Source organism: Microbulbifer sp. JSM ZJ756 (assembly GCF_044383805.1).
Taxonomy (GTDB): Bacteria; Pseudomonadota; Gammaproteobacteria; order Pseudomonadales; family Cellvibrionaceae; genus Microbulbifer; species Microbulbifer zhoushanensis.
Map to the genome: position 1 here is coordinate 1 of NZ_JBISER010000018.1, position 16,385 is coordinate 16,385.

General features: G+C 59.9%; 12 protein-coding genes, 1 tRNA gene and 1 pseudogene. All 14 read left to right on the top strand.

What is annotated here, in order from left to right; all coding sequences use genetic code 11:
• Positions 1 to 131, top strand: a pseudogene (gene tuf / locus ACH6CX_RS18255) (elongation factor Tu); the annotation flags it as partial.
• 133 nt (positions 132 to 264) lie between these two features.
• Positions 265 to 340, top strand: a tRNA-Trp gene (locus tag ACH6CX_RS18260).
• A 95-nt stretch (positions 341 to 435) separates the two neighbouring features.
• Complete coding sequence (gene secE / locus ACH6CX_RS18265; RefSeq protein WP_232940879.1) at positions 436 to 804, top strand: preprotein translocase subunit SecE; 369 nt, start codon at positions 436 to 438, stop codon at positions 802 to 804.
• A 10-nt stretch (positions 805 to 814) separates the two neighbouring features.
• Positions 815 to 1,348: a transcription termination/antitermination protein NusG gene (gene nusG, locus ACH6CX_RS18270; protein ID WP_232940880.1), complete on the top strand. Its 534-nt coding sequence runs from the start codon at positions 815 to 817 to the stop codon at positions 1,346 to 1,348.
• Positions 1,349 to 1,518: 170 nt separating this feature from the next.
• A complete protein-coding gene (gene rplK, locus ACH6CX_RS18275; RefSeq protein ID WP_232940881.1) occupies positions 1,519 to 1,950 on the top strand; it encodes a 50S ribosomal protein L11 in 432 nt (143 codons plus the stop codon).
• Position 1,951: 1 nt separating this feature from the next.
• A complete protein-coding gene (rplA, locus tag ACH6CX_RS18280; protein WP_232940882.1) occupies positions 1,952 to 2,650 on the top strand; it encodes a 50S ribosomal protein L1 in 699 nt (232 codons plus the stop codon).
• Between the two features lie 316 nt (positions 2,651 to 2,966).
• Entirely contained in the window at positions 2,967 to 3,461 is a 495-nt protein-coding gene (rplJ, locus tag ACH6CX_RS18285; RefSeq protein ID WP_232940883.1) for a 50S ribosomal protein L10, read from the top strand.
• Between the two features lie 89 nt (positions 3,462 to 3,550).
• Complete coding sequence (gene rplL / locus ACH6CX_RS18290) at positions 3,551 to 3,922, top strand: 50S ribosomal protein L7/L12 (protein ID WP_232940884.1); 372 nt, start codon at positions 3,551 to 3,553, stop codon at positions 3,920 to 3,922.
• Positions 3,923 to 4,257: 335 nt separating this feature from the next.
• Entirely contained in the window at positions 4,258 to 8,331 is a 4,074-nt protein-coding gene (rpoB, locus tag ACH6CX_RS18295) for a DNA-directed RNA polymerase subunit beta (RefSeq protein ID WP_232940885.1), read from the top strand.
• 135 nt (positions 8,332 to 8,466) lie between these two features.
• Complete coding sequence (rpoC, locus tag ACH6CX_RS18300) at positions 8,467 to 12,696, top strand: DNA-directed RNA polymerase subunit beta' (protein WP_232940886.1); 4,230 nt, start codon at positions 8,467 to 8,469, stop codon at positions 12,694 to 12,696.
• A 252-nt stretch (positions 12,697 to 12,948) separates the two neighbouring features.
• Positions 12,949 to 13,323: a 30S ribosomal protein S12 gene (gene rpsL, locus ACH6CX_RS18305; protein ID WP_232940887.1), complete on the top strand. Its 375-nt coding sequence runs from the start codon at positions 12,949 to 12,951 to the stop codon at positions 13,321 to 13,323.
• A 113-nt stretch (positions 13,324 to 13,436) separates the two neighbouring features.
• Positions 13,437 to 13,907 (top strand): 30S ribosomal protein S7, encoded by a 471-nt coding sequence (gene rpsG / locus ACH6CX_RS18310; protein WP_232940888.1) that lies wholly within the window; start codon positions 13,437 to 13,439, stop codon positions 13,905 to 13,907.
• Positions 13,908 to 14,017: 110 nt separating this feature from the next.
• A complete protein-coding gene (gene fusA / locus ACH6CX_RS18315; RefSeq protein WP_232940889.1) occupies positions 14,018 to 16,126 on the top strand; it encodes an elongation factor G in 2,109 nt (702 codons plus the stop codon).
• A 42-nt stretch (positions 16,127 to 16,168) separates the two neighbouring features.
• The coding region (locus tag ACH6CX_RS18320) for a GTP-binding protein (RefSeq protein WP_396676170.1) at positions 16,169 to 16,385 on the top strand (217 nt) is incomplete at its 3' end.

Below are 16,385 nucleotides of genomic sequence, written 5' to 3' on the forward strand. Positions count from 1 at the left end.
TGCCGGGCGACAACGTACAGATGACTGTTACGCTGATCGCACCGATCGCCATGGAAGAAGGCCTGCGCTTCGCGATTCGTGAAGGTGGCCGTACCGTGGGTGCCGGCGTGGTATCCAAGATCATCGATTGATCAGATCGATGGCGGGCGCGGTCACTGGTCTCCAGTGACCCGCTTTGCAAAAGAGGGGGAGGATGGTAAGATCCGCCCCCTCATTTTTCGGTCTCTGGCGCGTAAATGCGCGGCATTGACCGGAAGCTGTTCTAGGCCAGTGGCTCAATTGGTAGAGCATCGGTCTCCAAAACCGAGGGTTGGGGGTTCGAGTCCCTCCTGGCCTGCCAACTTTTCAAGCGCCCCATTCCTTTTGCCTGAGGGCGTTGCAAGTTCCGGTCCGCCGTGGCCGGGCTTGTTTTGTAAGCGCTAAGGGCTTCTTTGTATGAATGCTAAAGTAGAGGCGAAAACCTTTCGTCTTGATGGCCTAAAGTGGCTGCTGGTGGTAGTGCTGATCGGTGCTGCCTTGGCGGGCAACACCTACTACGCTGAATTCCCCCTGCTGTATCGCGTGCTGGCCATGGTCGTCATCTTCCTGGTGGCGTTGGTTGTGGCGGTAAATACTGCCAAGGGGCATGCGCTGTGGACGCTGCTGCGCGAAGCGCAGACAGAAGTGCGTCGTGTGGTGTGGCCCTCTCGCCAGGAAGCGACACAGACAACCCTGATCGTGGTGGTGTTCGTGTTGATTATGGCGCTAATTCTCTGGGCGCTGGATTCTGCCCTGGGTTGGGCAGCCTCCAAGGTTATCGGCTAAAGGTTGACGCATGGCTAAGCATTGGTACGTGGTTCAGGCTTACTCCGGGTATGAGAAGCGCGTTGCGTCATCCCTGAAGGAGCGTATTGAACTGCACGAAATGGACCACCTGTTCGGTGATGTCCTGGTTCCCACCGAGGAAGTGGTGGAGATGCGTGCGGGCCAGAAGCGCAAGAGTGAGCGCAAGTTCTTCCCCGGTTATGTGCTGGTAGAGATGGAGCTGAACGACGACACCTGGCACCTGGTCAAGGAGACCCCGCGGGTCCTTGGTTTTATCGGTGGCAAGGCCGACCGGCCGGCTCCGATTACCGAGCGTGAGGCCCAGGCGATCCTGAACCGGATCGATGATTCCGTCGACAAGCCCAAGCCCAAGACCCTGTTCGAGCCGGGTGAGATGGTGCGGGTCATCGATGGGCCGTTCAATGACTTCAACGGTGTGGTTGAAGAGGTTAATTACGAGAAGAGCCGCCTGCGGGTCGCAGTGCTGATCTTCGGCCGCTCCACCCCGGTGGAGCTGGAGTTTGGTCAGGTCGAGAAGACCTGATCAGACAGGCAGTTTTTTTGCCCTCTTCCGCTGCGGGTGGAAGGGGGCTTTCGCGTCCCTGAAAACCGTGACTGATCAGTTGCTGTACAGGGGCACCCGGGGAGCCGGGCGTTGCGGCTGTTGCAGCCGTCCAGCGCAGGCGCTACCACCCACTGAAAGAGGAAGCTGTAATGGCTAAGAAAATCGAAGCTTATATCAAGCTGCAAGTGCCTGCCGGGCAGGCCAACCCGAGCCCGCCCGTCGGCCCCGCGCTGGGTCAGCACGGCGTCAATATCATGGAGTTCTGTAAAGCGTTCAACGCCCAGACCCAGGGTATGGAGCAGGGCCTGCCGGTACCGGTCGTGATCTCCGTATATAGCGATCGTTCCTTCACCTTCATCATGAAGACCCCGCCGGCCTCCGTGCTGCTGCGCAAGGCTGCCGGTATCAAGAGCGGCTCCGGTCGTCCGAATACCGAGAAGGTGGGCAAGGTTACCCGCGCCCAGCTGGAAGAGATTGCCACTACCAAGATGCCCGACCTGAGTGCATCTGACATGGACGCAGCCGTGCGCACTATCGCCGGTTCCGCCCGTAGTGCCGGTATTGATGTGGAGGGCGTGTAACGTGGCAAAACTGAGCAAGCGCCAGCGCGCAATCGCTGAGAAAGTAGAAGCAGGCAAGGCCTACGGATTCGACGAAGCCGTCGCCCTGCTGAAAGAGCTGTCCAACGTCAAGTTCGCCGAGACCGTTGACGCATCTATCAACCTGGGTATCGACCCGCGCAAGTCTGACCAGGCGGTTCGCGGTGCGACCACCCTGCCGCACGGCACCGGTAAAGACGTCCGTGTTGCGGTCTTCACCCAGGGCGCCAACGCCGACGCCGCCAAAGAGGCTGGTGCCGACCTGGTGGGCATGGATGAGCTGGCAGCCGACGTCAAGGCCGGCAAGATGGACTTCGACGTGGTAATCGCCTCCCCGGATGCGATGCGTGTCGTTGGCCAGCTGGGCCAGATCCTCGGTCCGCGCGGCCTGATGCCGAACCCGAAAACCGGCACTGTGACCCCGGACGTGGCCACTGCAGTGAAGAACGCCAAGGCCGGTCAGGTGCGTTTCCGCGCTGACAAGGGCGGTATCATCCACGGTGGTATCGGCAAGGTTGCTTTCGACGCCAAGGCGCTGAAAGAGAACCTCGAAGCCCTGATCGCTGACCTGAAAAAGGCCAAGCCGGCTTCCGCCAAGGGCGTTTACCTGAAGAAGGTCTCCCTGAGCACCACCATGGGCCCGGGCCTGACCATCGACCAGGGATCCCTGGACGTTAAATAAGCCAGCGGTTTCCCCCGGGAAACTGTTGCAGGCCGCAGCCGGCGCTACCGACGGGTATGCCTGGCTGCGGTTTTACCGAACTTTGGGGTCCGCCGGAATGCCCCGGCAGGAAGGCGGGCCGTCAAAGACCGTAGGCGTAGTGGGCGTGGCAAGTTCCGCTGTCCACCGCTTAATCAGGATCGAGCCCCTGGCCCGGTCCCAGCCTACGCAGACGGTGTTGCCCAAACCAGTATTTTTACTGGATTTGAGGTCTTAGCACCGGAGTGGATCGGGAGTGGTAATTCCCGGTCTTTTTTCCAAATCCAGGAGTGACACTATGGCTATTGGACTCGAAGACAAGAAAGCAATTGTCGCTGATGTCCAGCAGGCTGCTGAGGGTGCTCTGTCTGCGGTCGTTGCGGATTCCCGCGGCGTTGCCGTAAATGACATGACAGCCCTGCGCAAAGAGGCTCGCGAGAACGGCGTCTGGATGAAAGTCGTCCGCAATACTCTGGCGCGTCGCGCTCTGGCAGGTACCGAATACGAATGTCTCCTCGAGAAATTCGTAGGTCCAAGTCTTATCGCATTTTCCACCGAACACCCGGGTGCCGGTGCGCGCATCCTGACGGCGTTCGCCAAGGACAACGATAAGCTTGAACTGAAAGGTGCTGCCTTCGAAGGCGTAGTCACCGACGTCGCAATGTTGGCAACCCTGCCGACATACGACGAGGCGATCGCCAAGCTGATGAGCGTTATGAAAGAAGCATCTGCTGGCAAGCTGGTCCGCACTATTGCGGCCGTTCGCGACCAGAAAGAGCAAGAAGCTGCCTAATAGTTTCGCCTGCGCGAAACGGCAGTTTTCAACGACTTTTAAATGAATTGACGGGCAGTTTACTGCTCACACAAATCAGGTACTGACTTATGTCTCTGACTAAAGAAGATATCATCAATGCTGTTGCCGAAATGTCTGTTAAGGACGTTGTCGAGCTGATCGAAGCAATGGAAGAGAAGTTCGGTGTTACCGCTGCTGCTGCTGTTGTAGCTGGTGGCGCTGCTGGCGGCGAAGCTGCTGCAGAAGAGAAGACCGAGTTCGACGTAATCCTGGCATCTGCCGGCGACAAGAAAGTGAACGTGATCAAGGCTGTTCGCGGCATCACCGGCCTGGGCCTGAAAGAAGCCAAGGCGCTGGTAGACGGCGCTCCGGCTCCGCTGAAGGAAGGCGCGACCAAGGAAGAGGCCGAAGAGGCCAAGAAGCAGCTGGAAGAAGCTGGCGCAACTGTAGAACTGAAGTAATTCGGTTGTTGCGACTACCGCTGTCGGCCGCAACCTGCGGTCGCAGCGGCAAGGCTGGTGGACTTTGTCCGCCGGCCTTTTTGCCGTTTTCGGCAGTGTGGTTTTGTTTGGCGATTCGGGGACCTGTGGGCCCTGGGTGAAACATACCGCAGCCTGCGCCGCTGGCAAGCGCGCAGTTAACCGAGAGGTTTCCGACCAGTGTAGCCATCGCTGCACTGCTCAGAGGCTTCTCGCCCGGGCGGACCGGGCCTTTCCGCATTCCCGTAAGTACAGTATGGGGAATATGGGGGCCGGTTCCAATGAAGTCTTGTCACTGATCAAGCTGGGGAATATGAATGGCTTACTCATACACTGAGAAAAAACGTATCCGCAAGGATTTTGGCAAACTGCCAAAGGTCATGGATGTACCTTTCCTGCTTGCGATACAGCTGGATTCTTATCGCAAATTCACTCAGGCCGACTCGCGCCCCGATGACCGACTGGACGTCGGCCTGCAGGCAGCGTTCAAGTCCGTATTTCCGATTGTCAGCTATTCCGGCAATGCGGCGCTGGAGTATGTCAGCTATACGCTGGGTAAGCCGGCGTTCGATGTCAAGGAATGTACCCTGCGCGGTATCACCTACGCATGCCCGCTGCGCGTGCGTGTACGCCTGATCATCTACGACAAGGAATCTGCCAACAAGTCCATCAAGGACATCAAGGAGCAGGAAGTGTACATGGGCGAGATTCCGCTCATGACCGAAAACGGTACCTTCGTGATCAACGGTACCGAGCGCGTGATCGTGTCCCAGTTGCACCGTTCCCCGGGTGTGTTTTTCGATCACGACAAGGGCAAGACGCATTCCTCCGGCAAGCTGCTCTACGCTGCGCGCGTGATTCCTTACCGTGGCTCGTGGCTGGACTTCGAGTTCGACCCGAAGGACCTGGTTTACGTGCGTATCGACCGTCGCCGCAAGCTGCCCGCGACCATCCTGCTGCGCGCCCTGGGCTTTTCTTCCCAGGAAATGCTGGACATGTTCTTCGATACCAGCAAGTTCGAGCTGCATGAAGAAAACTGCAGCCTGGAGCTGATCCCGTCGCGCCTGCGTGGTGATGTTGCCTCCTTCGACATCAAGGATGGCAAGGGCAAGGTTATTGTCGAGGAAGGTCGCCGCATTACCCCGCGCCACATCCGCCAGCTGGAAAAAGCCGGCGTGGAGCGCCTGGAAGCACCGCTGGAGTACCTGCACGGTCGCGTCCTGGCCCATGACATCATCGATGAGTCCACCGGTGAGGTAGCGGTTGAATGTAACAGCGAAATCACCGACGAGGTGATCGCCAAGCTGCGCGCCCTGGGCGTTAACAAATTCGAGACCCTGTACACCAACGACCTGGACTGCGGCCCATTCATCTCCGATACCCTGCGCTCAGAGCCGTCTCGCACCCAGCTGGAAGCGCTGGTGGAGATCTACCGCATGATGCGCCCGGGCGAGCCGCCCACCAAGGAGTCCGCCGAGTCCCTGTTCGAGAACCTGTTCTTCACCGACGAGCGCTACGACCTGTCCGCTGTCGGTCGCATGAAGTTCAACCGCCGCCTCGGTCGTGAGGACGAGACCGGCCAGGGCACCCTGAGCAAGGAAGACATCGTCGATGTGCTCAAGACCCTGATCGAGATCCGCAACGGCAATGGCATGGTGGACGATATCGACCACCTGGGTAACCGCCGTGTGCGCTCCGTGGGCGAAATGGCCGAAAACCAGTTCCGTGTGGGCCTGGTGCGTGTCGAGCGCGCGGTGAAAGAGCGCCTGTCCATGGCCGAGAGCGAAGGCCTGATGCCGCAGGACCTGATCAATGCCAAGCCGGTGGCGGCTGCCGTGAAGGAATTCTTCGGTTCCTCCCAGCTGTCCCAGTTCATGGACCAGAACAACCCGCTGTCGGAAGTGACCCACAAGCGCCGCGTATCCGCCCTCGGCCCGGGTGGCCTGACCCGCGAGCGTGCCGGCTTCGAGGTCCGCGACGTACACCCGACCCATTACGGCCGTGTGTGCCCGATTGAGACGCCGGAAGGCCCGAACATCGGCCTGATCAACTCCCTGGCCACCTACGCCCGCGCCAACCACTACGGTTTCCTCGAGAGCCCGTACCGCAAGGTTGTTGACGGCCAGATTACCAACGACATCGAGTACCTGTCCGCGATCAACGAAGCGAACTACGTGATTGCCCAGGCGTCTGCTGCGGTGGACGACCAGGGTCGCTTTACCGATGAGCTGGTCAGCGTGCGTCACCACAACGAGTTCAGCCTCAAGCCGCCGGCCGAGATCCAGTACATGGACGTGTCTGCGAAGCAGGTGGTGTCCGTGGCCGCGGCCATGATCCCGTTCCTCGAGCACGACGACGCCAACCGCGCCCTGATGGGCTCGAACATGCAGCGCCAGGCGGTACCGACCCTGCGTGCCGACAAGCCGCTGGTTGGCACCGGTATGGAGCGCACCGTGGCGCGCGACTCCGGCGTGTGTGTGGTGGCCCGTCGCGGTGGTGTGATCGAGCGTGTCGATGCCAGCCGTGTGGTGGTTCGTGTGCGCGACGAAGAGGTGGAGGCCGGCGATGCGGGTGTAGACCTGTACAGCCTGACCAAGTACACCCGTTCCAACCAGAACACCTGCATCAACCAGCGCCCAATCGTGAAGACCGGTGACGTGGTAGCCCGTGGCGATATTCTCGCTGACGGCCCCTCTGTTGACCTGGGTGAACTGGCCCTGGGCCAGAACATGCGCATCGCGTTCATGCCGTGGAACGGCTACAACTTCGAGGACTCCATCCTGATCAGTGAGCGTGTGGTGCAGGAAGATCGCTTCACCACCATCCACATTCAGGAGCTGACCTGTATCGCCCGCGATACCAAGCTGGGTAGCGAAGAGATTACTGCTGATATCCCCAACGTGGGCGAATCTGCACTGAACAAGCTGGACGAGTCCGGCATCGTTTATATCGGTGCGGAAGTTGGTGCCGGTGACATCCTGGTAGGCAAGGTGACGCCGAAGGGTGAAGCCCAGCTGACGCCGGAAGAAAAGCTGCTGCGTGCGATCTTCGGTGAGAAGGCCTCCGATGTGAAGGACACGTCCCTGCGCGCGCCGAGTGGCACCCGCGGTACCGTTATCGACGTGCAGGTGTTTACCCGCGACGGCCTGGAGAAAGACCAGCGTTCGATCGATATCGAGAAGGCCCAGCTCGACGAGGTGCGCAAGGACCTCAATGAGGAATATCGCATCGTCGAAGGCGCCACGTTCGAGCGCCTGGCATCCGCACTGGAAGGCCAGAAGGTTGCAGGCGGCAAGGGCGTCAAGAAAGGCGACGTGCTGACCGCCGAGGTCCTGGCAGGCCTGCCGCGCGAAGACTGGTTCAAGCTGCGTATGGCCGAAGAGAGCCTGAACGAGCAGCTCGAGAAGGCCGAAGCGCAGCTCAAGGATCGCCGCAAGCTGCTGGACGAAGCCTTCGAGGACAAGAAGAAGAAACTGGAGTCCGGCGACGACCTGGCGCCGGGCGTGCTGAAGATCGTCAAGGTTTACCTGGCGATCAAGCGCCGCATCCAGCCGGGCGACAAGATGGCCGGTCGCCACGGTAACAAGGGTGTGATCTCCGTGATCAAGCCGGTCGAGGACATGCCGTACGACGAGAACGGCGAGCCGGTTGATATCGTCCTGAACCCGCTGGGTGTACCCTCGCGGATGAACGTGGGCCAGGTTCTGGAAATGCACCTGGGTATGGCCGCCAAGGGCCTGGGCGTGAAGATTGACCGCATGCTCAAGGAGCAGCAGGAAGTGGCCAAGCTGCGCGGTTTCCTGGAAGAGGTGTACAACTCCACCGGCGGTTACAAGGAGGAGCTGGACGAGCTGTCCGACGAGGAAGTGCTGGCCATGGCCAACAACCTTCGCGGCGGTGTGCCGATGGCGACCCCGGTCTTCGATGGTGCCGACGAGAGCGAAACCAAGAAACTGCTGCGCCTGGCGGACCTGCCGGATTCCGGCCAGATCACACTGTACGACGGCCGTACCGGTGACTCCTTCGAGCGCCCGGTAACCGTGGGCTATATGTACATGCTGAAGCTGAACCACCTGGTGGACGACAAGATGCACGCGCGTTCCACCGGTTCCTACAGCCTGGTTACCCAGCAGCCGCTGGGTGGTAAGGCGCAGTTCGGTGGCCAGCGCTTCGGTGAGATGGAGGTCTGGGCACTGGAGGCGTACGGTGCCGCCTACACGCTGCAGGAAATGCTCACGGTCAAGTCCGACGACGTGGAAGGCCGGACCAAGATGTACAAGAACATCGTGGATTCCGACCACCGCATGGAGCCGGGCATGCCCGAATCCTTCAACGTACTGGTCAAGGAGATCCGCTCGCTCGGTATGAATTTCGAGCTCGAGCACGAGTAAGACCGGTAACTGGTGTAGGCGCCTGGTAACAGGCGATCGCATATAGAGGCCGGTGTCCCGCGAGTGTGCGGGCGCCGGCTGGCCCACCCCGAGATGGCAAGGGGCGGGTTGACTACCTCAAGTGGAGGAAAGGCCTTGAAAGATTTGTTAAACCTGGTGAAAGACCGGGAACAGCTGGAAGAGTTTGACGCAATCCGTATCGGTCTGGCGTCCCCGGACATGATCCGTTCCTGGTCCTACGGCGAGGTCAAGAAGCCGGAGACCATCAACTACCGTACCTTCAAGCCGGAGCGGGAAGGCCTGTTCTGTGCCAAGATTTTTGGCCCGGTCAAGGACTACGAATGCCTGTGCGGTAAGTACAAGCGCATGAAGCACCGCGGCATCATCTGCGAAAAGTGTGGCGTGGAAGTTACCAAGGCGAAAGTTCGCCGCGAGCGCATGGGCCACATTGAGCTGGCCAGCCCGGTAGCGCACATCTGGTTCCTGAAATCGCTGCCGTCCCGCATTGGCCTGCTGCTGGACATGACCCTGCGCGATATCGAGCGCGTGCTGTACTTTGAGTCCTATGTGGTTACCGATCCGGGTATGACCACCCTGGAGCGCGGCCAGCTGCTGAACGACGAGCAGTACTTCGAGGCGATGGAAGAATTCGCCGACGAGTTCGAGGCCAAGATGGGTGCCGAGGCGATCCAGGACCTGATGAGCGATATCGACCTGCCGGCGGAAATCCAGCGCCTGCGGGAAGAGATCCCGGCCACCAATTCCGAAACCAAGATCAAGAAGCTGTCCAAGCGCCTGAAGCTGCTGGAAGCTTTCTACAAGTCTGGTAATGACCCGGAGTGGATGATCATGCAGGCGCTGCCGGTACTGCCGCCGGACCTGCGTCCGCTGGTTCCGCTGGACGGTGGCCGCTTCGCGACCTCCGACCTGAACGACCTGTACCGTCGGGTGATCAACCGCAACAACCGCCTGAAGCGCCTGCTGGAGCTGAACGCGCCGGACATCATCGTGCGCAACGAGAAGCGCATGCTGCAGGAGTCTGTGGACGCGCTGCTGGACAACGGCCGTCGCGGCCGCGCCATTACCGGTTCCAACAAGCGCCCGCTGAAGTCCCTGGCTGACATGATCAAGGGTAAGCAGGGCCGCTTCCGCCAGAACCTGCTGGGTAAGCGCGTGGATTACTCCGGTCGTTCCGTGATCGTGGTTGGCCCGACCCTGCGCCTGCACCAGTGCGGCCTGCCCAAGAAGATGGCCCTGGAGCTGTTCAAGCCGTTTATTTTCGGCAAGCTGGAAGCCCGCGGCCTGGCAACCACCATCAAGGCGGCCAAGAAAATGGTCGAGCGCGAAGAAGCGGTGGTGTGGGACATCCTCGACGAGGTGATCCGCGAGCACCCGGTACTGCTCAACCGCGCCCCGACCCTGCACCGCCTGGGTATTCAGGCGTTCGAGCCGGTACTGATTGAAGGCAAGGCGATCCAGCTGCACCCGCTGGTGTGTGCGGCCTATAACGCCGACTTCGACGGTGACCAGATGGCCGTGCACGTGCCGCTGACCATTGAAGCGCAGCTGGAATCCCGCGCGCTGATGATGTCCACCAACAACATCCTGTCGCCCGCTAACGGTGAGCCGATCATCGTACCGTCGCAGGACGTTGTACTGGGCCTGTACTGGATGACCCGCGAGCGTGTGAACGACAAGGGCGAGGGCATGGTCTTTTCCGATATCAAGGAAGTGAGCCGTGCCTTCTACGCCAAGCAGGTGGGCCTGCAGGCGAAGATCAAGGTCCGTATCCGCGAGGTGATCGTCGGCGAAGACGGCGAGAAGCGCGAGACAATATCGCTGCAGGACACCACTGTCGGCCGCGCGCTGCTGTGGAACATCGTACCGGACGGCCTGCCGTTCGAGATGGTCAACCAGCCGATGAAGAAAAAGGCTATCTCACGCGCGCTGAACGAGTGTTACCGCAACGTGGGCCTCAAGGCGACGGTTATTTTCGCCGACCAGCTGATGTATACCGGTTTCGACTTCTCCACCAAGTCCGGTTCCTCCATTGGCGTGAATGACTTCGAGATCCCGGCTGCCAAGGCCGAGCTGATCGACAGTGCCGAGGAAGAGGTCAAGGAGATCGAGAGCCAGTTCGCCTCCGGCCTGGTAACTGCCGGTGAGAAATACAACAAGGTGATCGACGTCTGGTCCCGTACCAACGACAAGGTCACTCAGGCGATGATGGCCGGCATCAAGAAAGAGCCGGTGATCGATCGCGATGGCAACGAGACCGAGCAGGACTCGTTCAACTCGGTTTACATGTACGCCGACTCCGGTGCCCGTGGTAGTGAGGCGCAGATCCGCCAGCTGGCTGGTATGCGTGGCCTGATGGCGCGTCCGGACGGCTCCATTATCGAGAACGCGATTACCGCGAACTTCCGTGAGGGTCTGTCGGTACTGCAGTACTTTATCTCCACCCACGGTGCCCGTAAGGGTCTGGCGGATACCGCCCTCAAGACCGCGAACTCCGGTTACCTGACCCGCCGTCTGGTAGACGTGGCACAGGACGTGGTGATCACCGAGGACGATTGCGGCACCGACGACGGCCTGACCATGGCGCCGGTGATCGAGGGTGGTGACGTAATCGAGTCCCTGGGTGACCGCATCCTGGGCCGCGTAGTCGCACGCGATGTGATCAAGCCCGGCAGCGATGAGATCGCCATCCCGGCAGGTACCATGATCGACGAGAAGTGGGTCGAGCGCATCGAGACCATGGGTATCGACGAGGTGATCGTGCGCTCCCCGATCACCTGTGAGACGGCACACGGTATCTGTGCCCTGTGTTACGGCCGTGACCTGGCCCGTGGCCACCGCGCCAACTCCGGCGAGTCCGTGGGTGTGGTCGCCGCCCAGTCCATTGGTGAGCCGGGTACCCAGCTGACCATGCGGACCTTCCACATCGGTGGTGCGGCGAGCCGTGCTTCCGCGGCGGACAGCATCCAGGTGAAGCAGGAAGGCACCGTGCGCCTGCACAACGTCAAGACCGTGAAAGCCGAGAGTGGCAAACTGGTGGCGGTTTCCCGCTCCGGTGAGCTGGCGGTTGCCGACAGCGCCGGCCGTGAGCGCGAGCGCTACAAGCTGCCCTACGGTGCGACCATCAACGTCGACGAGGGCGCGCAGATCGATGGTGGCCAGGTTGTGGCCAAGTGGGACCCGCACACTCACCCGATCATCACCGAGGTGGCCGGTTGGGTGAAGCTGTCCGGCATGGAGGACGGCCTGTCCATCCGCAAGCAGACTGACGAGATCACCGGCCTCTCCTCTATCGAGATCATCGATCCGGCCGAGCGCCCGTCTGCCGGTAAGGACCTGCGTCCGGCAGTAACCCTGGTAGACGAGAATGGCGAGGAGCTGACCCTGGCCAACAGTAACGCTCCGGCGCACTACGCGCTGCCGGCGCGGGCCATCGTCAGCCTGAAAGACGGCGACAAGGTGAATATCGGTGACATCGTCGCCCGTATCCCGCAGGAGTCTGGTGGTACCAAGGACATCACCGGTGGTCTGCCGCGGGTAGCCGACCTGTTCGAGGCGCGGAAGCCGAAGGAGCCGTCTATCCTGGCGGAGATCTCCGGTACCGTCTCCTTCGGTAAGGAAACCAAGGGTAAGGTGCGCCTGCAGATCACCCCGACCGATGGCAAGCCGCTGGCGAATGGCAAGGATCACTACGAGGTACTGATTCCCAAGCATCGCCAGCTGACCGTGTTCGAGGGTGAGACCGTGGAGAAAGGCGAGGTCATCTCCGACGGCCCGTCCAACCCGCACGACATCCTGCGCCTCAAGGGCGTGGAAGAGCTCGCGCGCTACATTACCAATGAGATCCAGGAGGTTTACCGCCTCCAGGGTGTAGGCATCAACGACAAGCACATCGAAGTGATCGTGCGCCAGATGCTGCGCAAGGTGGAAATCATTGAGATGGGTGACTCCGAGTTCATCAAGGGCGACCAGGTTGAGTACCAGCGGGTCATCGAGGAGAACGAGCGCCTGCGTGCGGAGAGCAAGCAGCCGGCACAGTTCGAGCGCCTGCTGCTGGGTATTACCAAGGCTTCCCTGGCTACCGAGTCCTTCCTGTCCGCGGCCTCCTTCCAGGAGACCACCCGCGTACTGACCGAGGCAGCGGTAACCGGCAAGGAAGACAGCCTGCGCGGTCTGAAGGAGAACGTCGTGGTGGGCCGCCTGATCCCGGCCGGTACCGGCCTGGCGTACCATGCCGAGCGCAAGCGCAAGCGTGCCATGCAGATGACCCAGGGCTATGCCGAGGGGCCGTCCGCAGAAGAAGTGGAAGCGGCGCTGACCGAGGCGCTGAAGTCCTCCGGGGAGTAATCCCCGGTGGCGGGGTGGGAGCCCCGCCGTTCCAGCCGGCCCGGTGTCCCGCCGGGCCGGCCCAATCAGCAACATAAGTGAGTACTCACATATTTGCCGATTGACTCGTGGGGTAACCGCCTATAGAATGCGGCCCCCGCTTATGTGGGGTGTGCTGTCCGGCGAGCGCGTTTGCGTGCCCGGCTGGCATACACTGACGACTGGGCCCTCACTGTTAGAGGTGGGGGCGTTTTATTTTTGGAGTGATTTTTAATGGCAACGATCAACCAGTTGGTTCGTAAGCCGAGAAAACGCAAAGTCGAAAAAAGCGACGTTCCCGCTCTGCAGGCCAGCCCGCAGCGCCGTGGAGTTTGCACTCGTGTGTACACCACTACACCGAAGAAGCCGAACTCTGCACTGCGTAAGGTTTGCCGTGTGCGCCTGACCAACGGTTACGAAGTGACTTCGTACATCGGCGGTGAAGGCCACAACCTGCAGGAGCACAGCGTGGTACTGATTCGCGGCGGTCGTGTTAAGGACCTGCCGGGTGTGCGCTACCACACTGTTCGCGGCGCACTGGACTGTGCCGGCGTCAACGATCGCAAGCAGGGCCGTTCCAAGTACGGCGCCAAGCGACCGAAGGATTAATTAATCCTTTTTTGACCAATGCGTTTCGGTTTCCAACCGGAGTAAGGCTGAGCTCGCCGAGTTGTATTTTGTACGGCGGCGTCTCAGAGCAACCCTGAAGAGAGGCAATTGCAATGCCAAGAAGACGAGTAGTCGCCAAGCGCGAAGTACTGCCCGATCCCAAGTTCGGGAATGTCACCCTGGCCAAGTTCATGAACCACGTCATGATCAGCGGCAAGAAGTCCGTGGCAGAGCGCATCGTTTACGGTGCCCTGGACATGGTTTCTGAAAAACTGAACAAAGACCCCATCGAAATTTTCGAAGAGTCCCTGGAAAACATCGCGCCGATGGTGGAAGTAAAATCCCGCCGTGTGGGTGGTGCGACCTACCAGGTGCCGGTTGAAGTGCGTCCCTCGCGCCGCATGGCACTGGCAATGCGTTGGCTGGTTGAGTTTTCCCGCAAGCGCGGTGAGAAATCAATGGCTCAGCGCCTGGCCAACGAAATGATCGACGCATCCCAGAACAAGGGCGGCGCGGTCAAGAAGCGTGAAGACGTACACCGTATGGCGGAAGCCAACAAGGCGTTCTCTCACTACCGCTTCTAAGCCTCATGCATGTTTTCAATTTCATGAAAATTATCGTGAGACATTAATACCGAAAGGCAGCATGGATAAATTCCACAGCTGCCTTTTGCCGTTATATCGAGGATACAACTGTGGCACGTAAAACGCCTATCGCACGCTATCGTAATATCGGTATCTGCGCCCACGTAGACGCGGGCAAGACCACCACTACCGAGCGCGTACTCTTCTACACCGGCCTGTCCCACAAGATTGGTGAGGTGCACGAGGGTGCCGCAACCATGGACTGGATGGAGCAGGAGCAGGAGCGTGGTATCACCATCACCTCTGCAGCTACCACCTGTTTCTGGGCCGGTATGCAGCAGCAGTTCGACCAGCATCGCATCAACATTATTGACACTCCCGGACACGTGGACTTCACCATTGAGGTTGAGCGTTCCCTGCGTGTACTGGACGGCGCTGTGGTAGTGCTGTGTGGTTCCTCCGGCGTGCAGCCGCAGACCGAAACTGTCTGGCGCCAGGCCAACAAGTACGAAGTGCCGCGCATGGTTTTCGTCAACAAGATGGACCGCGCCGGTGCTGACTTCATGATGGTTGTGAAGCAGCTGAAAGACCGCCTGGGTGCCAACGCCGTTCCCCTGCAGATGACCATTGGCTCTGAAGATAACTTCAAGGGCGTGGTCGACCTGATCAAGATGAAGGCCATCCTGTGGAACGAAGACGACATGGGCATGACCTTCGAGTACGGCGACATCCCTGCTGACATGCAGGACCAGTGCGACGAAATGCGTGAGTACCTGGTCGAGGCGGCAGCCGAGGCCAGCGAAGAGCTGATGGAGAAGTACCTGGAAGAGGGCGAGCTGACCGAGGAAGAGATCAAGTCCGCCATTCGCCAGCGCACCCTGGCCAACGAGATCGTGCCGGTACTGGGCGGCTCCGCGTTCAAGAACAAGGGTGTACAGGCCGTACTGGACGCGGTTATCGAGTTCCTGCCGGCGCCGACTGAAGTTCGCGCGATCGAGGGTACCCTGCTGGACAAGGCGGAAACCGTCGAAACCCGTGAAGCCGACGACAATGCCCCCTTCGCAGCACTGGCGTTCAAAATCGCCACTGACCCCTTTGTGGGCACCCTGACTTTCTTCCGTGTCTACTCCGGTAGGCTCGAGAGTGGTACCGCCGTGTACAACTCTGTAAAGCAGAAGAAAGAGCGCGTTGGTCGTATGGTGCAGATGCACTCCAAGGATCGCCAGGAGATCAAGGAAGTACTGGCTGGCGATATCGCCGCGGCGATCGGCCTGAAGGACGTCACCACTGGTGACACCCTGTGTGACGAGAACAACAAGATTGTACTCGAGCGCATGGAGTTCCCGGAGCCGGTAATCTCTGTAGCAGTTGAGCCGAAATCCAAGGCCGACCAGGAGAAAATGGGTATTGCCCTCGGCAAGCTGGCCCAGGAAGACCCGTCCTTCCGCGTGAAGACTGACGAGGAAACCGGCCAGACCATCATCTCCGGTATGGGTGAGCTGCACCTGGACATCATCGTCGACCGTATGCGTCGTGAGTTTAACGTTGAGGCCAACATCGGTAAGCCGCAGGTGGCCTACCGCGAAGCGATTCGCAACAACGTTGAGATCGAAGGCAAGTTTGTTCGCCAGTCCGGTGGTCGCGGTCAGTACGGTCACGTATGGGTGCGCTTCGAGCCGTCCGGTGACGAGACTGAGGAAGGCCTGGAGTTCGTCAACGAGATCGTTGGTGGTGTGGTACCGAAGGAATACATCCCGGCGGTGCAGAAAGGTATCGAAGAGCAGATGCAGAACGGTGTTCTGGCGGGCTACCCCCTGCTGGGCCTGAAAGCGACTCTGTACGACGGTTCTTTCCACGATGTGGACTCCAACGAGATGGCGTTTAAAATCGCCGCCTCCATGGCGACCAAGCAGCTGGCCCAGAAGGGTGGTGCAGTGCTGCTGGAGCCGATCATGAAAGTGGAAGTCGTCACGCCGGAGGAGAATATGGGTGACGTGGTTGGCGACCTGAACCGCCGCCGCGGCCTGATCCAGGGCATGGAAGAAAGTTCTTCTGGCAAGGTGGTGAATGCGGAAGTGCCGCTGGCCGAGATGTTCGGTTACGCGACCGACCTGCGCTCTGCCACCCAGGGGCGCGCTACCTACTCCATGGAGTTCCTGAAGTACGGGGAAGCGCCGAAAAACGTTGCCGATGAGATCATCGCGAAAACCAAAGCTTAAGCTTTAGTACCTTTAAAACTTTTTAGTTAGAGGATCCTAAAAATGGGAAAAGAAAAGTTTGAACGTTCCAAGCCCCACGTGAACGTGGGCACCATCGGTCACGTTGACCACGGTAAAACCACCCTGACTGCCGCGCTGACCCGCGTTTGTGCAGAAGTATGGGGCGGCGCCGCGGTAGAGTTCGCCGGTATCGACAATGCACCGGAAGAGCGTGAGCGCGGTATCACCATCGCTACTTCTCACGTTGAGTACGAGTCCC